Genomic DNA, 20,101 nt, shown 5'->3' with positions numbered 1-20,101 from the left:
ATGCAAAACCTTTATAAATTTATACTCAGACGGCCCTTTTTCAGAGGGCAAGACAGGTTATTCAATTATTTTTTTATCAACCAAAAATTTAAAAAACAAACCATTGCTGTAAAACCCCTTGAAGGGAATTTCAAAATAAATTGTGACTGCAATACCTGGATTGGTGGCAAGATTGTGTATACCGGTGATTATGAACCAGAATTGAAAAAGATATTTAAGTCCATTATTAATCCCGGTGATTATATATTAGATGTTGGCGCAAACATAGGGTTTCATACCTTATACTTTGCGCAATTAACCGGCGGCAAAGGTTTGGTAACCGCTTTCGAACCCATCCCAGATAATTATAAGTCATTAAATAATAATATTCAGTTGAACAATTTCTCTAATATCATTACCCATAATGTCGCACTAAGTAATAAAAAAGAACAAATCAGCATACAAGTCGATTTAAAGAGCACTAATCCGGGTGCTTATAACCTTTTTGAGTTAAATGGCGATGTCCCGATTGAATGTGTAGTTGGCGATGACATTGTTGATAACCAAAAAGTGGATTTCATTAAAATAGATGTAGAGGGTTATGAAAGTTATGTATTGGACGGGTTAATTGAAACAATAAAAAAGAATAAACCAAAAATCATATTTGAATTCGACCAGGATTATCATCGAAAAACTAGTCGTTCGGAAGATTACATTTTGTTCTTACTTGCTTCATTGGGTTATCAATTTCAATACATTAATCGAGATGGCTTAAAGACCATTGAAAGCTTCAAAAATTTGGTTTCTGGAAACATATTAGCTTTACCAAATGAATAAGAAACTGGCTATTATCAGTACCCATCCTATTCAATATTATGCGCCTGTTTTTCAATTAATGGCACAACAAAGTGAGTTAAAAGTATTTTACACCTTGGGTTCAAACTTTTCTTCATTCGACAGAGGCTTCAATCAATATATTGAATGGGACTTGCCTTTGTTAACCGGATATGCATATGAATTTATAGAAAATACATCCAAAAATCCTGGTACCCATCATTTTAAGGGAATTATAAATCCAAACCTGAATGAACAAATTAAAATTTATAAACCTGATGCTATTTTAATTTATGGTTGGGCTTATGTTAGCCATCTTAATCTGATTAGATATTTTAAGGGAAAAATTCCCATTTATTTCAGAGGTGATTCGACATTATTTAGCAGAAGTGCCAAATGGAAAACTTTTTTTAAAAAGCCATTTTTAAAGTGGGTATATCGTCATGTCGATTTTGCTTTTTATACAGGAACAGCAAACAGGGCTTACTTTGAAAAATATGGACTAAAAGAAAATCAACTGGCGTTTGCACCCCATGCCATAGATAACAAAAGGTTTTTTGAAGATAGACATACAGAAGCGGAATCTTTAAGAGCAAAGCTAGGCATCCGTAGTGATGAAGTTTTAGTTCTTTTTGCGGGTAAATTTGATGTCGTTAAAAGTCCTTTAATTTTATTGCGCGCCTTTATTGAACTCGATTTAACAAACACACATTTGCTTTTTGTGGGTAGCGGACCGCTAGAACTAAAGTTAAAAGCTAAAAGCAAAAAGCAAAAAGCAAATCATAATCGAATTCATTTTATGGATTTTCAGAATCAAACCGAAATGCCTGTAATTTATCAATCTTGTGATTTATTTTGCCTGCCATCCTTAAGCGAAACCTGGGGCTTAGCTGTAAATGAAGCGATGGCAAGTAGTAAAGCTATTCTGGTTTCAGATAGGGTTGGCTGTGCAAATGATTTGGTTAAGCAGGGCAAAAATGGAAAAATCTTTAATTACATGGATTTTGAAGATTTAAAAAATAAGTTGGCCTATCTTTGTTCTGATCGAAATTTACTTAGTTCGTATGGCACTGCGTCGAAAACACTCATTAACAGCTGGTCATTGGATGAACAAGTAAAGCATCTTTTACAAATTATTACTAATGAACCAAAAAAATAAAGTACAAACTATACTTACTTTTTATTTACCGGCAGTGCTATCCTATCTGTTGATAAATAGCCCTGTTATATCCTACCTGGTGGCATGGTCAGGTTCTTTATTCATATTTTATATTACCTGGTTCTCGCCTGTAGCCTATTATCAAAAAGATTTGCCGGTTTACCAGCAAATTATGCGTCCATTATTTTTGACCCAATTTATTTTTGCAGGTTTTATGTGCGTAACCTCTGTTTTTTATTTTCTAGACCACCTGGGGTATAGATACTTCACGGAAATAAATTATGGTGCTGAATTTAAGGAAAGCGAACAAACCGCTTTAATTGCTTCTTGCCAAAGATTGTGCTTATTAGGTCATGCGGCTTTAACCACCGGTATTCTATTGAGCATTAAAACAGCAAATATAAAGATTAAAAATATTCAGGCTTTTAAGGGCCAGGATTTTTTGGTATGGCTAGGTGTAATTGTATTTGCAATAGGTTCAATTTGCCAAAGTATAGCTGGCTTCAGTCAAATCGCCTTACCATTAACAACTGTTGGTATATCATGCGCTGCTGTTCTTTTTGTAAAAGGCATTACAACAAAGAACATTAGTTACATTGCAATTGGTGCATCTATTTTTTTTGTTAATTTTCTACATGCATCCTTATCGGGCTATAAAGAGCCAATAATTACAAATGTGATTGTACTTGCCTGTGTATTTCTGCCCTATTATAAAAAATTTGTACTTTATATTTCCATTCCAACAGCCTATGTTTTATTATATTTCTTACCTACGTATAACAATACCATCAGACAAAGCTGGAGTGGAGAGATTAGTGCAGAAGATGCACAGACACAAGCCTTGAAAACCATTAGTGAAGATGCTAATGAGGATATTATTGAGCAAACCAACTGGGCTTTCTTAACTGAACGATTAAGTGAAACGAATATGTTCACCCAGTTTATTGATTATGTACCTCGACATCATGACTATTATGGCTGGGAAATTGTCGAAAATTCAATAGAAGCTTTGGTGCCCAGGGTATTTTGGTCAGGTAAACCTAACATGGAAAGTGTATCGATGGAACGGGTGTATGCGGCCGGAGCTGCGAATCCGATGTCGCCGGTATCGGCTAAAACCCGGCCAGTTGTTGATGCCTATTTAAGCTGGGGTATTCCGGGTGTATTTTTTACGATGCTGCTTTATGGTTTACTTGTGCAATCTCTATGTAACCTTGCCGAATCCATATTTGGCGGTTACGAGCTGGGTTGTGTGATCATTTTTAACAGTATTTTTCAGGGACTTTGGCGGGGTAATAATTTTGAATTTATGTTTAACAATATTTTCTGGGGCTTTATTATTATGATTGCCCTAAATGAAGTTTTAAAACTGCTAAAAATTTTAAGACCTGCTTATTAACCGTTTTGGGCATCTTTTACCACGTTGTTTATTTGTTTATCCTTCGACCGGCTCAGGATGACAAAGATTCATAAAAAAACATCCTATTCTGCGAGTTACCCCTTAAAAGAGGGGGATGACAATAAGAGAAAAAATGAAAATTCTTCATATTACTCCTTCTTATAAACCTGCGTACATTTATGGCGGGCCGATACAATCGGTTGCGAAACTATGTGAAGCTTTTATTAGGACTGATGAACAAGAAATAAGGAATAAAGCTATAACCCATTTAGAAGTGTTGACGACAACTGCAAATGGCAAGCATGAACTTCGTATTGAAGCCGGGGAAAAGCACATTATAGACGGTGTATTTGTTACATATTTTAGCCGCCTTACTAAAGATCACAGTCATTTTTCGCCAGGCTTGTTGTGGACGCTGAGAAGAGAAATTATTAACAGCTTAAAGTTAAAAGCTGAAAGATCAAAGCCGGACAAACTGAACTCAAATTTTAACCAAGGACGAGTTACAAAAAAAAAAGAACAACAATTAACGAACAACGAACTGATTATACACATCCACGCCTGGTGGAACCTGGTTTCGGTTTTGAGCTGTTGGTTAGCAAAATTTTATAAGGTGCCTGTGGTGCTCTCGCCGAGGGGAATGCTTACTGATTACACACAAAATAACCGCAATTCGCTTTCAAAAAAAATTCTTCACAACCTAATCGGGAAAAAACTTCTGCAATATTGCCACATTCACGCAACCACCGAACAAGAACAAGAAGACATATTAAAGATTGTGCAACCAATAAGTATTACAGTTATTCCGAATTTGATCAACATTGGGCATCAGGTAGCAGGTGGTAAGTATCAAGTAGCAAGTAGTGAGTATCAAGTAGCGAGTAGCGAGTATCAAGATGCTAGTCGCAAGTATCAAGGTGATAACGAAACATTTAAAATGATTTTTTTGTCGCGGATTGAAGAAAAGAAGGGACTCGATCTTCTTTTTGATGCTTTACCATTATTGGATTTTCCCTGGTCGCTAACTTTAGCTGGTTCGGGCGCGAAAGCATATGTTGAAACCTTAAAGCGGAAAGCTGAAAATTTAAAGCTTAATCACAATATAAAATGGCTGGGGCAAATTTCAAATGAAGAAAAATTCGATTTACTGGCAAGCCATGATTTATCGGTTTTAATTTCATACAATGAAAACTTTGCAAATGTTGTGGTAGAAAGTTTAAGTGTCGGGACAGCTGTGCTTCTATCAAATAAAGTCGGTCTATCTGCATATGTTGCTGAAAAGAATTTGGGATGGATAACCAGCCTTAATATTGAAGACATAAGCCAGCAGTTAAAATCGATTGAGCGGGATAAAATGAAACTTAATTTAATCAATACGATTGCTCCACAAATAATCAGAGCAGATTTTGATGATAATGTTTTGGTATCGAAATATACAGAATTATATAAGCGTGTAATTGGAAAATATGCTGAAAATATTTCGCCTCCGGCCAATATCGTTAAGTTAAGGAAAAAATAAAAAATATTGTCATCCTGAGCTTGTCGAAGGACAGATATTTTTATTTTTGATTATAAAAAGGTCTTTGACAGGCTCAGACTGACAGCCTTTTCGCTTAACTTAATGACATTGTGCCTGCGGCAGGCTGGAATCCGATAGTTATCGGATCAGCATGAATAAGGGTTATTTCATTTAAACACCTTCCACCTACAGGTATCTTTTTGAAACGAAAAATAGCGAATAACATAATGAATAAAGACTTCAGTTTTATTATACTTACCTATAACGAAGAAATTCATTTGTCAAGGTTATTGAAATCTATAGTGGATTTATCCGCTCAAATCTTCGTTCTTGATAGTGGTAGTCAGGATAATACCATAGAAATAGCAAAAAAATTCGGGGCTGTGGTTCAGGTAAATCCATTCGAAAACCATCCAAGGCAATGGGATTATGCACTAAAGAACTTTGCTATAAAAACGCCGTGGACAATTGGTTTAGATGCCGATCAGATTGTAACACCCGAACTTTTTGACAGACTTCAAAAATTTAATGATCATAATTTTGAAGGGATAAATGGTATCTATTTTAATCGGAAGAACTTTTTTCAGGGGAGCTGGATTCGTTATGGGGGCTACTACCCTATTTACCTTTTAAAAATGTTCAGAACCGGAATTGGATATTCTGATTTGAATGAAAATATGGATCACCGGTTTATCGTACCAGGTAAAACCATCGTCTGGAAAGACGGCCACCTGCTGGAAGAAAATCTGAAAGAAAATGACATCAATTTTTGGTTTGAGAAACATGAGCGTTATAGCGATTTAATTGCCCATGAAGAAATTGATAGAATGCAAAATCTCAGACGCCAATCTTTAAAACCTAACCTGACGGGCAATCCTGATGAAAGAAAAGCCTGGTTAAAACGTTTATGGTGGAAACTTCCGCTGGGCATAAGACCTTATTTTTATTATAGCTTCCGTATGATTTTCCAACTGGGCTTTATGGATAATAAAACGGCCAGGCATTTTCATTATCTGCAGGGTTTTTGGTTTAGAAAATTAGTGGATAAGAAAATTAAATCGCTACAATCCGGGTTAGACGTTAGACGTTAGACGTTAGACGTTAGACGTTAGACGTTAGACGTTAGACGTTAGACGAAATCAAGATTAGAAAGTATTGTTTCAGCTATTTTTAAATAATTTTGAAGAAACCATTTTTGCTTTTAACGAACGTATAAATTGATTTAATATATATGAGCGAAATCACTACTCAACAGGCAAAGCAACAAGCGGATAAAAAAGTAATTAAATTTATTGTAATGCTTTTCATATTATATATCGTCTTCAGTCAGGGAAATATTTTTATGAACAGTATGATGAGTCCGGGAGGGAAATATTATAATGCTTACCTGGCTGATCATTTTAATTATATACAGGGCTTAAAAAACGCAATAATTATACCCGCAATATGGCTAATAAAGTTATTTGGATTCTATGCGATACATAATGAACAGGATGTGATGGTTGTTAACGGACCACTTTTGCGAATCAGTTATTCTTGTTTAGGATTGGGTGTAATGAGTTTTTTAGCTGCTTTTGTTTTAGCGTTTCCTACAAGTTGGAAAGAAACCATAAAAATGCTTGTTGTTGGTATTGCTGGTATTTATTTTCTGAATATTTGTAGAATAGCAGGTTTAGGTATACTGTTTGGTGCATTTCGTAGTCAGCATAAATATTTTGAATACCACCATGAAATATTCAATGTATTGGTATACATCATTATTTTTGTTATGCTTTATATCTGGATTAAGAAAAACACCACAGCAGCTTCAAAATCTAAATTTTCAAGTTACAACGGCAATCATTAAAATACATACTTTGTTAAAAACACAACTTCATAAGAACTTTAATACGGGTGGTTTCGAGATAGGTGCTTCCGGTATTAAACAATTCCTGTGGTATTTTACTTCAGTTTTTTTCTTTAAAAGCGGTTTAATGCCCTTCAGTTCTGTATTGGTTTTTATCTTACGTTTATTCGGTTCAAAAATCGGAAAAGAGGTTAGAATAAAACCCGGTATTCACATTAAATACCCATGGAAGCTGGAAGTTGGTGATTACAGCTGGCTTGCCGATTGCTATATCGAAAACCTGGATTGGGTTAAAATTGGGAACAATTGTTGTATATCACAACAAGCTATTTTAATGACCGGTAATCACAACTATAAAAAAACTTCATTTGATCTTATCATAAGTCCGATAGTTATTGAAGACGGTGCCTGGATAGGTTCCGGCGCTCAAATAGCTCCCGGCTTAATTTTACACAGTCACTGTGTACTCACGATGGGTAGCGTAGGGAAAACAAATCTCGAAGCCTACGGCGTATACCAGGGAAACCCGGCAGTCTGGATAAAGGAAAGAATTATCCGTTAATTGTGCCTCGTTTTAATTAAAAAACGCAATATCCCCACAAAAAATCATCAGACAGGAGCCAGCCTAACGAATTTTCTTCCCTATTCCCCAATTATTTTAAACACACAATATCTTTTAAGATCGTTTAAACACAGAAAGACTTAGACGGACAAAATAAAAAAATAAAATCAGACTAAATTTTGTCTGTTTAATTACATATTTTCCAAAAAAACCTCATATTTGTATGTCTACTCTAAATTGATAATTTTTTATTTGCTGCTGATGAATTCTAAATTCGGAGGAAATAAGTACTCGCTTTCATCTAACCTTATTTTTGGTTCGTTTATCATCGGATTGGCTAATCTGTTTTTATACGATCCGGAAAGTACCACAGATTTTATTATGATAGGTATTGTATTGGTTCTTCGATACTTACTTGCTATCATGATTAAGCGGCGATTTGCCTGGAGTGTCTATCTTCTGATTATTCTAGTCATTCGTAGTATTTATCGTTCAGTTTATATTTTAGATAATATAAATGTAAAGCCTATTGCAAAAGTAAATGTTGTTCTTCAACTAGTTTTATCTTTAATTGCATTCGGAATTCTGGTTATTATTCCAAAAATCAGCAAAATGAGAAGGCTTAGAAAAACTGATAATACCATTTTAGATGAAATGCAAATGCCTTTTTCAAATGACTATATAAATACACTTACCAGAAATAATTAAGAAAGGTACTCTATAAAGATCAGAGTATCAATTTTTAATTTAATTTCTTTGAAAAAAGGCACTATTATTTTTCGTATATTGCTTATAACCAATTATAAAATTATGAGCGTATTAAAAAAAATGCAGGATTGGGGTGATGATCATCATCCCGCCTGGCTTGATTATTTAAGAATACTGTTAGGTATAATTTTAATCTGGAAGGGCATTGCCTTTTATTTAAATATAGGCGCTTTTAGCACACTAATGCATCAGGTTCATTTAGGAACTGCTGTTTTTATCAGTATAATTGCTCATTTCATCATTATTGTACATATTATCGGCGGATTTGCAATTGCTTTAGGTACACATACCAGGATATTTTGCCTCGTTAATTTACCCGTACTGATTGGGGCTGTTTTCTTTATAAACTTATCTTCAGAAATCTTCCGGCCTTATGCTGAATTATGGCTTTCTATTTCTGTATTGATAGGTTTGATCTGTTTTATTGTTGAAGGCAATGGCATTATATCGGTAGATAATTCAAAGAAATTAAGTGCTTAAACTAGCTACTGCAGCCCGTTTAAACGGCATTTTTTTGTTTTATTAAACAGATTAGGTTTTAAATAAAAAACAAAACTTAAATTGCAGTTTAAACCTATTGCATGAAATATCTAATCGGGCTCGATATTGGTACCGGCAGTACTAAAGCTGTGGCTTTGAATTTACACTATAAACCAATTGCCACCAGCCAATTTTATTACCCGACGGATTCTTTAAAACCCGGCTACAGTGAACAAAATCCTGAATTCATTTGGGAAGCTTTTGTTTTATGTATAAAGGAATTAAAAAGTAAGCTGCAAACAGAACCGCTAGCCATTGGATTGAGTTCAGCCATGCACAGCTTAATATTGGTTGATGAGACACATAATGTGCTTGCACCGATGATGACCTGGGCAGACAGCAGAAGTTTTGAAGAGGCTAAACAGTTAAAAGACTCAGAAATCGGAATTGAAGTTTACAAAGCAAGTGGTACGCCAATTCATTCCATGTCGCCACTTTGCAAACTGATTTGGCTTCAGAAAAATGAGCCTGATTTGATTGGTAAAACCAAAAAATTTATTTCCATTAAAGAATATATCTGGTTTAAACTTTTTGGTGAATATCGTATAGATTACTCCATCGCATCCTGTACTGGCTTATTTAATATTCATACGAAAACCTGGAACGAACAGGCATTGGCATTGGCAGGTATTACTGCGAAACAATTATCAATACCCGTTTCAGCAGATTATTTTAACTCAAACCTTTTACCTGAAGTGTTTAATGGATTAAATACCAAATTTGTAATTGGTGCAAGCGATGGCTGTTTGGCAAATTTAGGTAGTGAAGCAACTGAAAAAGGTATTGCAGCGGTAACGATCGGCACAAGTGGCGCCTTGAGGTTAGCCAGTTCAAAACCTGTGTTTAATCCATCAGCCATGACGTTCAGTTACATCCTGGATGAAAAAACTTATATCTGTGGCGGGCCGATAAACAATGGCGGAAGCACTTTACAATGGCTGTTGAAAAATATTTTCAAAAAAGAAAACCTGCGCGCTGAAGATTACCTTGATTTATTTAAACAGGTGGAAGCAACTGATTCCGGCAGCAATGGATTAATTTTTCTACCTTATTTAACCGGCGAAAGGGCGCCAATCTGGGATAGTGAGACCTGCGGAACATTTTTTGGTTTAAATCTCGGGCACGCGCAAAAACACCTGGCCAGAGCTGTTCTGGAAGGCATTTGCTATGCCTTAAATGATGTATTGAAAGCCGTCGAACACAGTTCTGAAACAATTAAAAGAATACATGTGAGCGGTGGTTTTGTTCATTCCAAAATATGGATGCAGATACTCGCTGATGTAACCGGTAAAGAACTTATATTGGTTTTAGAGGAAGATGCGTCGGCGGTTGGTGCAGCTTACCTGGCAGCAAAGGCAATCGGATTAACAGATAATTATCCTGTTTCTGAAAACCAAAAGCCTGAGCTTATCAAACCTGACCTTAAGAACCATATTCGCCATCAAAAAAATTTTCTGTTATTTAAACAACTGTATGCAAATTTAAGTGTTACCATGCATCAGCTTTACCATCTAAACGCTTAAAAATATGTCATTATTTATTGTCCTTGCGGGTATTTTATTGCTTTTTGTAATGATTATCAAGAAGCTTAACCCAATGATAGCCTTGCTCATTACCGCAATTGTTACCGGCTTATTTTTAGGCATGCCGGCTCCAAAGGTAATGGCATCGGTAAGCAGCGGAATTGGGAGCACTTTAGGCAGTATGGTTATGGTGCTGGCTTTAGGTGCCATGATGGGTAAACTTATTGAGGATAGCGGTTCAGCAAAAAAAATTGTCTTTATACTTATCAAACTATTTGGTAAAAGAAATATTCAATGGGCTGTTTTATTGACCGGATTACTGGTTGGTATACCACTATTTTATAATGCGGGCTTCGTCGTATTAATTCCTTTAGTTTTTGCTATTGCATCGGCTACCGGATTACCGAAACTATATATCGGTATACCCATGGCGGCAGCACTTTCTGTTACCCATGGCTTTTTACCACCCCACCCCGGACCGGTTGCTTTAGCAGCAATCTTTCATGCCGATATTGGCAAAACACTCCTTTATGGATTAGGATTGAGCATACCAATTGCAATACTCGCAGGTGTTTACTTTCCCAGGTTGATTATCAGAAAAGACACGCTATCCATCCAAAACGGCTATATTTTAACAGAAGATGTAAATTTGCCGTCTGGTTTAAGAAGTTTTTCGGTAGCCTTATTACCGGTTTTATTAATTATTGCCGGCACAATTGGTACAGCAGTTCATGTTCCCCAGTTAGTAAAGCCGATTTTTGTTTTTCTGTCAGACCCTACTGCGGCACTTTTGGTAGCTGTTGTTATTACAATTTTGGTTCAGGAAACAGGTATTGCAAAAACCATGGAATCATGTGTAGAGGGTGTGAAGAGTATTGCAATGATTATTCTGATTATAGCTGCCGGAGGTGCTTTTAAGCAAATATTAGTTGACAGCGGGGTGGGCGAAACTGTTAAATTACTTACTGCAGATTTAAATCTGTCGCCCCTGTTTTTAGCATGGCTGATTACGGCATCACTCAGAATAACCCTTGGCTCGGCAACCGTTGCCGCTCTAACAGCATCGGGAATTGTTTTACCACTTATCGGCGCAAATGCACCCCCGGAGTTGATGGTGCTTTCCGTTGGAGCGGGTAGCTTAATGTTTTCTCATGTTAACGATACCGGTTTCTGGATGTTCAAAGAATACTTTAACCTTAGTTTAAAGGAAACTTTCAAAACATGGACCATAATGGAAAGTATTGTATCTGTAGCAGGCCTTTTAGGTGTATTACTGATTAATCTTTTTTAAGATAAGTTGCGCCGCAGAATAAGCTTTCTGAAGATTCAATTTCATAAGTTTTTAGTATGCTTTGCAACCGAAGTTATTTTACTGTTTTCTCATGACAATGTCAGCATCGGTATTTAAAAAAAAATTTAACCTTAATTTAAGGCAAAATTTTTGAAAAACAAGGGATAAACCACAGCATGAAAGAACGGTTTGTTGGCTGAAAAAGCGGTCTCGCATCCTATAGCTATCGGATGGCGACTCTATTTGAGTGTAATTGAAATGGTAACTTCTCCGGAGCGTCATTACGAGGAGGAACGAGAAGCAATCTTTAACTCAAAAGGCTTCTTTACCTCGCAGGTGAGAATAATTACGTTTGGCGAAAGAATTGGGTGTTTTTTTACGGAATTAACCGCGCGTTGATTATTTAAATTATTTTTGACGCTGCCACTGACTGAACAACAGTGCAGCTTTAAAATTATCCGCTACAGACTTATCGAATTTTTTAATATCATTCGACACTTTTTTTGGCTTTAAAGACTGGTTAACTATATTTTGAACCTGATGCTGCATATCCAAATATAATCATTTTAAAGCCACTTTTCTTGTAGCATTTTTGTTGTATTTATAGTCCTGCAAACACAGAAAAACAAATATATGTCAATATTAACTTAAGGTTTACGGTATGTTATTAAAAAGGTATTTTAACATCAAAATTTGTTCCCCACCCCTCTTCAGAAGTAATTTCCATTTCTCCGTTTAAACTCTTTATATCACTCATAACCATTGGTAAACCGAAGCCGTAACCGCGTTCACCTATTGTTCCTTCTGATGATTCTAATTTACCTTGCATAATTTTATCAATTCCCGCCTGCGATAAACCATTTCCGTTATCTGATACACTTATCTTCAGGATTTTTTCATTTTCCTGAACATCCAATCCTAATTTAACAGTAACCGTACCATAGTCTGAACTGAATTTTATTGCGTTTGATATCAGATTACCTGAAATTTGGAGTAGTTTATCTTTTGGAAAATTAAGTTCATTATGATTTGAAGTCGTGGAAACCTTAAAGAAAATATTTTTAGCTTTTGCCTGCGGGGTGTAAAGCTTTTCGAGTTTATCCTTAAATATGTTTAAGTTGAACTCATCTTTTATTATTTTCTTTTCCTGAACAAGAATTTCATCGGTAAGATTGAGCACTTCATTATTGCTTTTATCAATCATGAATAAATAATCCATAACATCGAACATTTTATTCTTATACCCCCTTGTCCGGATAATCTCAATAATACCTCTGATACCAGAGAGCGGACCACGAATATCGTGTGCAAGTTTTCGTTGCTTAATATTCGACTCATCCAGTTCACTCTTCGTTTTATGCAGCATTTTCAAATTAACCAGCTTATCAACGACTTCTATAGCAAGTAGCTTCAGTAATTCGATCTTTGCAGGAGTTAGTTTTTGAACATTTTGATCCATTACACATAACGCACCAATATTGTATCCATCAGGGGTTTTGAGTGGTATGCCAAAGTAATAACGCAAATTTAGCGGACTGCCTACGTAAAAAAAGTTCTTTGATCGTTCATCGGCTGAAAGGTCAGTGATTTCGAAGGGATCTTCTTGTGCAATTGTGTATTGACAAATAGATTCCTCACGTGGCATTTGATCAATTTCCAATCCATAATTAGAAACCGACCATTGTGTAAAAGAATCTATCAGGTTAACCAAAGAAATATTTGTTCCTGAAATTTTCGCCGCCAGGGCTGTTATGTTATCGAAATTAGTTTGAAAGTCGGCGAAATCAAAATCAAATTCTGATAAATTTTTTATTCGCGCCGTCTCATTTAATGGTATCGGGCGGATTTGTTCAGTTGCTAAAGCCATATTAATTATGAGGAAAGAGCGCTTTGCAATTTATAATTTTTAGTTCTGATAAAAAAAATTTAAGTCATTAAGCTTAAAATGCAATTCTTACTGTTTAGTTATACAAGATAAAAAAAATCCAAATTTAAAGAAAACAAAATCAAATTATAATTTAACAAATATAACAGCTCGAATTACATGTCAAAAATAAGAAAATAGTTACAGTTATATTAATTTATACTTAAGTAAAAAAACAAATTAATTTCTTAAAATCGCCTGTTTTATCATACAACTTTTAGGAGTTAAAAAATGTTAAAATATTTTTTTTAACATTTTGAAATGTTAAGATTTCGAATTATTATTGTGTAACACAAAAATTACAAATGATTCCTTTCTTATCTCCAGACAAAACTAATCGTTCTGTTACAAAAATTTATGAAGATTACCGCTTTGCGTTTTTTTTATGGTTAGCGGTAACCTTGATATTTGTGATCGATTCATGGATTACAAACAGGTTAAATAACTATCTGATTTTTGAAAACACTTTTCGAAACCTGATAAATCAGCAATCTTTTTATGATTTATACCCCGATTTCCATGAAGATGCAAACCATTACGGCCCCATTTTCAGCTTAATTGTTGCGCCTTTTGCTGCCTTACCAAACTGGCTGGGCTTATTATTCTGGAATTTATTTAATTGCATTTTTCTGTTTAAAGCTGTTCAAACACTTCCGGTAAGCCAAAAAGATCGCCTGATATTTTGCTATATCGCAATTCCTTGCCTGATAGAATCCATGCTAAATCAACAATTTAATGCGGCAGCGGGTGCTTTAATTATTCTAAATTATACTCAACTCAACAAGGTGAAAGGATTTTACGCTGCTATGTTTATGGTATTAGGCATATTTGTGAAACTTTACGGAATAGTTGGCCTTGCCTTCTTTTTCTTTTGCAAACATAAGTCCAGGTATATCTTGTATTCATTATTCTGGGCTTTGGTCTTTTTTATGCTTCCAATGCTTTTTTCTTCACCATTGTTTGTTACGGATTCCTATTTTGACTGGTTTGTCTCTCTGACCCATAAAAATGCAACAAACGTATCCGGCGAAGGTATCGATATGTCTATCATGGGATTTTTCCGGGAATTGTTTCACACACCCATACTTACAAACTCCATTTGCATAGGTGTTGGCGCATTACTTTTTATGATTCCTTACTTAAACTATAAATGTTTTAAGAAAAAAAGATTCCAGCTGCTCATCCTTTCTTCAGCTTTGTTGTTTCCGATATTGTTCAGTACCGGTGCGGAGGATTGCACTTTTATCATCTCCATAGCCGGGGTAGGCATCTGGTACGTTTTAGAGAAAGACAGATTACTTAAAAACATTTTGCTGCCTGTGCTTCTAATAACGGCCTGCAATTTCCCTCTGTTGTTTTTCCCTGAATTTTCAAAAAGTCACCGGATAATGCTTTCTATGCTAAGTTTCCCTTACTTTTTAGTTTGGATACGGGTTTTATATAAAGCATTTATGTATAAGAAGATATTTAAGCATGATGATGAACCAATGGCAACTCAGGAAAATCTTTTATTAAATATTTAGATCGGTGCTGAATCGTTAGCACCGGTGACGGCCGACATTCGTTCTGACGAAGCCGGTTTTTTAACGCCTGTAACACTTTTCAAGCTGATAAATTTCTTTTATTTCAAAAGATTGACTGCCAGCGCCAGAAAGAGAAATCTTTGAGAGTCAATATCCGTTATTTTAAATATCAGTAGTTCTGCAGCATTCAAGCAAGCAACAATTATAACGGTATTTAAAGACTACCCAGACTTTCGTAAATCCGTTGCAGCAATTGCATTCGTAAATCTTTATTACCCAGATTTAATTGCTTTGTGAAAAAGAGTTTTTTCTCAAGGTATTTTTTTGCTTTTTTTCTATCATATCGCATTACCCAATTTATATTATCCATCAAATCTGCATATTTTACGGTTTGAGCAGTGGAGCTAATTAATGAAAGGCGATCAGCTTCCAGCTTTTTTCGCTGTGCTTTTTTTAAAAATGGAAAATCCTTCCTGGTATAGATATCTGTTAATTCGTTTACGCAAACAGTAATCTCTTTTGAATCTTTAGTGGCGTAGCCAAAGCGAATTAATGAATCAAATAGCTGTTCCTGTGTTGTTTTAGTATCTTCCAGCAAATCATGACAGAGTCCAATCTCAAAACCTAGTCTTACGAATTGTCCACTTGTTGTCGCCACCATTAACAAATGGCTGAAGTATGGTAAATCCGTTTTCTTTATAATTTGACCAGCGTGCTGTTCCTTAACCCAATCGGCAAGTTTTGCTGCAGCATTCATGATCTTTACCTGCTAAAGCAAAGGCTTTAAAACTTTCCAAACATTTTCTGCCAGGATTTTATCGCCTTCGGCGGTTGGATGAATACCGTCTGCCTGATTCAATTTTGGAATACCACCCACATTTTCAAGCAGGAAAGGAATCAAACGCATATTATTTTTTTTTGCCAGTTCAGGAAACATATTTTTAAAATCAGCGGCATATTTAGTGCCCATGCTTGGCGGCATTTGCATACCGGCCATCACCAATTCGGCGTCAGGATATTTTGCCTTTACCCGGTCAATTATGTTTTGCAAGTTTTTGGTGGTTTCGGCTACAGGAACGCCGCGAAGACCATCGTTTGAGCCCAGTTCAAGTACTAAAATATCGACTTTCTGTTTTAAAAGCCAATCTATACGCCCCTTTCCACCTGCAGATGTTTCACCGCTTAAGCCTCCGTTAATAACTTTATAAGGCAACTCTAAAGAATCGATCTTATTTTGAATCAGTGCCGGGTAAGCTTCCGTGGGGTCAAGTCCGTAACCGGCAGTTAAGCTCGTACCAAAAAAAAGGATGTTTTTAGTTGCCTTTACCGTGGAGGTTACTTCAGTTTTTGCTGAATCTGTATCGTTGGATTTGCTTTTATTGCCTGAATTTGAGCAGGCTTGTAATATTCCTGTCAAAACAATTAAAGCCATTAAGCGTTTTCGTAACATATCTATTTATTCTATCTCTTAAAAATCAAAAAGCCATTATCTTTAACGGAAAAGACTGCATTATGTTTGATGCAAATTGCCCAAAAAATTAAAATCCCAGCCATTGGAAAATATACTGAATATCCGAAATGTAAGTAAAATTTATCAAAGTGCCGGTCGCGAGCTTACTGTTTTAAACAATGTTAATTTTTCAATCGAAAAGGGTTCAACAATTTCAATTGTTGGTCCATCCGGAAGTGGGAAGACAACATTATTAGGCTTATGTGCAGGTTTAGACCGGGCAAGCGCCGGAAGTGTTGAACTTAACGGCATTGTTCTGGATAAACTGTCGGAAGATGAACGTGCCGCTGTCCGTAATCAGTATGTAGGTTTCATATTTCAAAATTTCCAGCTTTTACCTACATTAACAGCGCTGGAAAACGTAATGGTTCCATTAGAATTACGGGGTGCTAAAAATATTAAGGCGCATGCCCTTGAATTGTTGGATAAAGTAGGTTTGGCAGACAGGGGTCACCATTATCCCATACAATTATCTGGCGGTGAGCAGCAACGGGTTTCACTGGCTAGGGCATTTTCTAGTAGTCCGGCGCTACTATTTGCCGACGAACCTACCGGAAACCTGGATGCAGAAACCAGCGAAAAGATTATTAAACTTTTGTTCAATTTGAATAAAGATGCCGGAACAACTTTGGTGATTGTAACCCACGATCCTGATTTAGCGGCCCGAACAAACAGGGTAATTAAAATGAAGGGTGGATTGATTATCGCTGATGAAAACCCAAGTTATGCCTGAAAATTCACTTCCAAAACAAAGTGTTCCAATTGCATGGCTATTTAAAATGGCCTGGCGGGATAGTCGTAAAAACCGTTCGAGGTTATTCCTTTTTATATCTTCTATTATTTTAGGAATAGCAGCTTTAGTAGCGGTATATTCTTTTAAAGATAACCTTCAAAACGACATCGACAGGCAGGCCAAAGAACTAACAGGTGCCGATCTAATTGTAGAAAGCCGTAAAACGGTAAGCAAACAAACACAGCAGATGCTGAAAACCATGGGCGATGACCGTGCATCGGAAAGTACCTTTGCATCGATGGTTTATTTTTTAAAAGGTGGCGGCAGCCGGTTGGTACAAATGAAAGCGTTGGAAGGGAACTACCCTTTTTACGGCACTATTGAAACCACACCTGCTACTGCGGCTAAAAGCTTTTTCAATGGCAGAACTGCTTTGGTTGATAAAACCTTAATGCTTCAATTTGGCGCCAAAACAGGCGATTCAATAAATATTGGCGATTTAACTTTTAAAATTGCCGGTGTCTTAGATAAAGCACCCGGGCAAACGGGTATTTCATCAAGCGTTGCACCAATTGTTTATATTCCGCTTAAATACCTTGATAAAACCGGATTGGTTAAAACAGGTAGCAGAATCAATTACAAATATTACTATAAATTTAATAGTGAAAATCAACTCGCGGCAACAATAAAGCAGCTCCAACCGAAATTAGAGAAAGAAGGTTTGGATTTAGATACTGTAGCCGAAAGAAAGGAACAAACTGGCCGCAGTTTCAGGGATTTAAGTCGTTTTCTGGCCTTAACGGGCTTTATTGCTTTGTTGTTGGGCTGTGTTGGTGTTGGTAGTGCCATCCACGTATACATTCAGGAGAAACTATCTGCTATTGCAACCTTGCGTTGTATGGGTTTAAAAGCATGGGATGCCTTTTTAATCTACCTGATTCAGGTTTCTTTTATTGGCATCATGGCCGCCATAATCGGTTCTATTTTAGGAACGCTGATACAATTTCTATTGCCAATCGTATTAAAAGATTTCCTGCCGGTGGAAATTACCATGCAGGTTTCCTGGTCAGCCATTGGTCAGGGCTTATTACTTGGACTGGTTATTTCTGTTTTGTTTGCTTTGCCATCTTTATTATCTGTAAGAAGAATTTCGCCGTTAAACGCGATCAGGGCGACTTTTGAAAACAACGCCAATAAAAAGGGCGATTTATTAAAGGGCATCGTTTACCTGTTGATGGCTGTATTCATTGTCGGTTTTACATATCTACAAATGAAAGGCTGGGTTCAAACCATTGCCTTCACCGCTGGAATATTAATTGCCTTTCTTTTGCTGATGCTGTTTTCGAGCGTACTGATGTTTCTTGTACGAAAGTTAATGCCTGCTTCTTTAAGCTATCTGTGGCGACAAGGTTTTGCAAACTTATACCGTCCTAACAACCAAACTTTAATGCTAACTGTTTCTATTGGCTTATCTACAGCATTTATTTGTACACTTTACTTCGTTCAGGGCATTTTAATAAACCGGGTTACGCTTTCATCGGGTACTACACAGCCGAATATGGTTTTATTCGATATTCAAAGCACACAAAAAACAGCGGTAACGGATTTAACAAAATCGTATAAATTACCTTTAATGAATCAGGTTCCTGTGATTACTATGCGGATTGAAGAAATTAACGGTAAGAAAGCAGGTGCAGACAGTACAAACAAAAGAGCATTCAGAAATGAGGTAAGAGCCACTTACCAGGATACTTTAACGGCTGCAGAAAAAATTGTTGATGGAAAATGGACAGGAAAAATAAACAGTCCTGAAGACGTAGTTTATATTTCATTGGATCAGAATTTTGCCAGAAGCATTAAAGTAAAGCTGAATGATAAAATTGTTTTTAATGTGCAGGGAATGCTATTACCAACCGTTGTGGGCAGTTTAAGGGAGGTAAACTGGAGCCGGATGCAAACTAACTTCCGGGTTGTTTTTCCTTCAGGTGTTTTAGAACAGGCGCCGCAATTTCATGTATTGATGACGAGGGTGCCAAACAGCGAAACATCAGCAAGTTTTCAAGGCAGTGTGGTTCGTAAATTTCCCAACATCTCGGTTATCGATTTGGGTTTGGTTTTGAAGCTTCTGGATGAGTTACTGGGTAAAATCAGTTTTGTCATTCAGTTTATGGCGGGTTTTAGTATGGTAACCGGCTGGATTGTACTCATATCAGCAGTTTTAACCAGCAAAAACCAACGTATAAAAGAAAGTATTCTACTTCGAACTATGGGGGCAAGCAGAAAACAGATTCTTGCTATAAACGCTATAGAATACTTTTTCTTAGGCCTGTTTGCCGCTGCCGCAGGATTAATCCTTGCCTTAAGTGGCAGTTGGGCTTTGGCAAAGTTTAGTTTCGATGCCGCTTTCATTCCACCATTTTTACCAACATTTTTGCTATTCAGCAGCGTAATTTTACTGGTTGTGGTAACAGGTGTTTTAAGCAGCAGAAGTATATTAAATAAACCGCCGCTGCAAATTTTACGAAACGAAGCGAATTAACTAACGGTGAACCCGGGTTGGATTATAGGCCACAATGTACTCAGAATCTGCATGCTGCGCACCGAAGGTATTAATTGGCTCGTTAGCGAAAGCAGGTGTACGGTTCAAAACAATTTTTACCAATTCTGATAATTTGTGTAAAGAATCGGAAGCAATCTGCGTGGAAACAGTTGGATAATATTTTTGCTCGATTTCCAACTTTTCAGCTGCATTTGCCAGGTTAAGTTTCCAGCCTTCATCTTTCTTGAACCCATGTTCTTTTGTTGCACTGTTTAAAGCAAATGCATACATCTTCGCCTGAAATTCTATTTCCTGATTTTCCATATTGTTAATTATTCGTGAACTTTTTCTTTAGGCCCATATAATTGCTTAATCCTGGTGTTTAAAGAAAACCCTGTATTGAAATCGATTATTATCGCTTTCCGCAGATTTAATTTTTCGGCCGGGAGAAC

At 36.4% G+C, this 20,101-nt stretch carries 17 protein-coding genes and 1 pseudogene; 14 read left to right on the top strand and 4 right to left on the bottom strand.

What is annotated here, in order from left to right:
- The 11 genes and pseudogenes from O0931_RS00620 (at window position 1) to O0931_RS00570 (ending at window position 11,420) form a co-directional block, all read left to right on the top strand.
- A complete protein-coding gene (locus tag O0931_RS00620) occupies window positions 1-816 on the top strand; it encodes an FkbM family methyltransferase (protein WP_269413628.1) in 816 nt (271 codons plus the stop codon).
- Window positions 809-1,972, top strand: coding sequence for a glycosyltransferase family 4 protein (locus tag O0931_RS00615; RefSeq protein ID WP_269413627.1), 1,164 nt, complete (start codon window positions 809-811; stop codon window positions 1,970-1,972). Before O0931_RS00620 ends, O0931_RS00615 begins: the two co-directional genes overlap by 8 nt.
- Window positions 1,956-3,371: an exosortase Y-associated Wzy-like protein gene (locus tag O0931_RS00610; protein ID WP_269413626.1), complete on the top strand. Its 1,416-nt coding sequence runs from the start codon at window positions 1,956-1,958 to the stop codon at window positions 3,369-3,371. Before O0931_RS00615 ends, O0931_RS00610 begins: the two co-directional genes overlap by 17 nt.
- Before the next feature lie 115 nt (window positions 3,372-3,486).
- Window positions 3,487-4,890 (top strand): XrtY-associated glycosyltransferase XYAG1, encoded by a 1,404-nt coding sequence (locus O0931_RS00605; protein WP_269413625.1) that lies wholly within the window; start codon window positions 3,487-3,489, stop codon window positions 4,888-4,890.
- 227 nt (window positions 4,891-5,117) lie between these two features.
- Window positions 5,118-5,954, top strand: a pseudogene (locus O0931_RS00600) (glycosyltransferase family 2 protein); the annotation flags it as partial.
- Window positions 5,955-6,121: 167 nt separating this feature from the next.
- Complete coding sequence (gene xrtY / locus O0931_RS00595) at window positions 6,122-6,736, top strand: exosortase Y (RefSeq protein WP_269413623.1); 615 nt, start codon at window positions 6,122-6,124, stop codon at window positions 6,734-6,736.
- A gap of 10 nt (window positions 6,737-6,746) precedes the next feature.
- Window positions 6,747-7,298: a WcaF family extracellular polysaccharide biosynthesis acetyltransferase gene (locus tag O0931_RS00590; protein ID WP_269413622.1), complete on the top strand. Its 552-nt coding sequence runs from the start codon at window positions 6,747-6,749 to the stop codon at window positions 7,296-7,298.
- A gap of 261 nt (window positions 7,299-7,559) precedes the next feature.
- The gene (locus O0931_RS00585) at window positions 7,560-8,006 is read left to right on the top strand and encodes a hypothetical protein (protein WP_269413621.1); all 447 of its coding nucleotides are present in this window, start codon (window positions 7,560-7,562) and stop codon (window positions 8,004-8,006) included.
- 102 nt (window positions 8,007-8,108) lie between these two features.
- Window positions 8,109-8,546, top strand: coding sequence for a DoxX family membrane protein (locus O0931_RS00580; RefSeq protein ID WP_269413620.1), 438 nt, complete (start codon window positions 8,109-8,111; stop codon window positions 8,544-8,546).
- A gap of 101 nt (window positions 8,547-8,647) precedes the next feature.
- Window positions 8,648-10,129 (top strand): gluconokinase, encoded by a 1,482-nt coding sequence (locus tag O0931_RS00575; RefSeq protein ID WP_269413619.1) that lies wholly within the window; start codon window positions 8,648-8,650, stop codon window positions 10,127-10,129.
- A gap of 4 nt (window positions 10,130-10,133) precedes the next feature.
- The gene (locus tag O0931_RS00570) at window positions 10,134-11,420 is read left to right on the top strand and encodes a gluconate:H+ symporter (protein ID WP_269413618.1); all 1,287 of its coding nucleotides are present in this window, start codon (window positions 10,134-10,136) and stop codon (window positions 11,418-11,420) included.
- Between the two features lie 667 nt (window positions 11,421-12,087).
- Here the strand turns inward: O0931_RS00570 and O0931_RS00565 are convergent.
- Window positions 12,088-13,287, bottom strand: a complete 1,200-nt coding sequence (locus tag O0931_RS00565; protein WP_269413617.1) for a GAF domain-containing sensor histidine kinase — start codon at window positions 13,285-13,287, stop codon at window positions 12,088-12,090.
- Window positions 13,288-13,649: 362 nt separating this feature from the next.
- Between O0931_RS00565 and O0931_RS00560 the strand changes: the two genes are divergently transcribed.
- Window positions 13,650-14,867: a glycosyltransferase family 87 protein gene (locus O0931_RS00560; protein WP_269413616.1), complete on the top strand. Its 1,218-nt coding sequence runs from the start codon at window positions 13,650-13,652 to the stop codon at window positions 14,865-14,867.
- A 214-nt stretch (window positions 14,868-15,081) separates the two neighbouring features.
- Here O0931_RS00560 and O0931_RS00555 read toward each other — a convergent pair whose 3' ends face one another.
- Together O0931_RS00555 and O0931_RS00550 are read right to left on the bottom strand one after the other, a co-directional pair.
- Window positions 15,082-15,624, bottom strand: coding sequence for an HD domain-containing protein (locus O0931_RS00555; protein ID WP_269413615.1), 543 nt, complete (start codon window positions 15,622-15,624; stop codon window positions 15,082-15,084).
- 12 nt (window positions 15,625-15,636) lie between these two features.
- Complete coding sequence (locus O0931_RS00550; protein WP_269413614.1) at window positions 15,637-16,317, bottom strand: arylesterase; 681 nt, start codon at window positions 16,315-16,317, stop codon at window positions 15,637-15,639.
- A 103-nt stretch (window positions 16,318-16,420) separates the two neighbouring features.
- On the opposite strand from O0931_RS00550, the gene O0931_RS00545 reads away from it, so the two are divergent.
- Both O0931_RS00545 and O0931_RS00540 read left to right on the top strand, forming a co-directional pair.
- Window positions 16,421-17,110, top strand: coding sequence for an ABC transporter ATP-binding protein (locus tag O0931_RS00545; protein ID WP_269413613.1), 690 nt, complete (start codon window positions 16,421-16,423; stop codon window positions 17,108-17,110).
- On the top strand, window positions 17,088-19,649 hold the full coding sequence (locus tag O0931_RS00540; protein WP_269413612.1) for an ABC transporter permease: 2,562 nt from the start codon (window positions 17,088-17,090) through the stop codon (window positions 19,647-19,649). The genes O0931_RS00545 and O0931_RS00540 overlap by 23 nt, the downstream gene beginning before the upstream one ends.
- Here the strand turns inward: O0931_RS00540 and O0931_RS00535 are convergent, their stop codons facing one another.
- Window positions 19,650-19,973, bottom strand: a complete 324-nt coding sequence (locus O0931_RS00535) for a hypothetical protein (RefSeq protein WP_269413611.1) — start codon at window positions 19,971-19,973, stop codon at window positions 19,650-19,652.
- Between the last annotated feature and the right edge of the window lie 128 nt (window positions 19,974-20,101).

Source organism: Pedobacter rhodius, assembly GCF_027213645.1.
Lineage (GTDB): Bacteria > Bacteroidota > Bacteroidia > Sphingobacteriales > Sphingobacteriaceae > Pedobacter > Pedobacter rhodius.
This window is presented reverse-complemented; position numbering and strand designations above follow the sequence as displayed.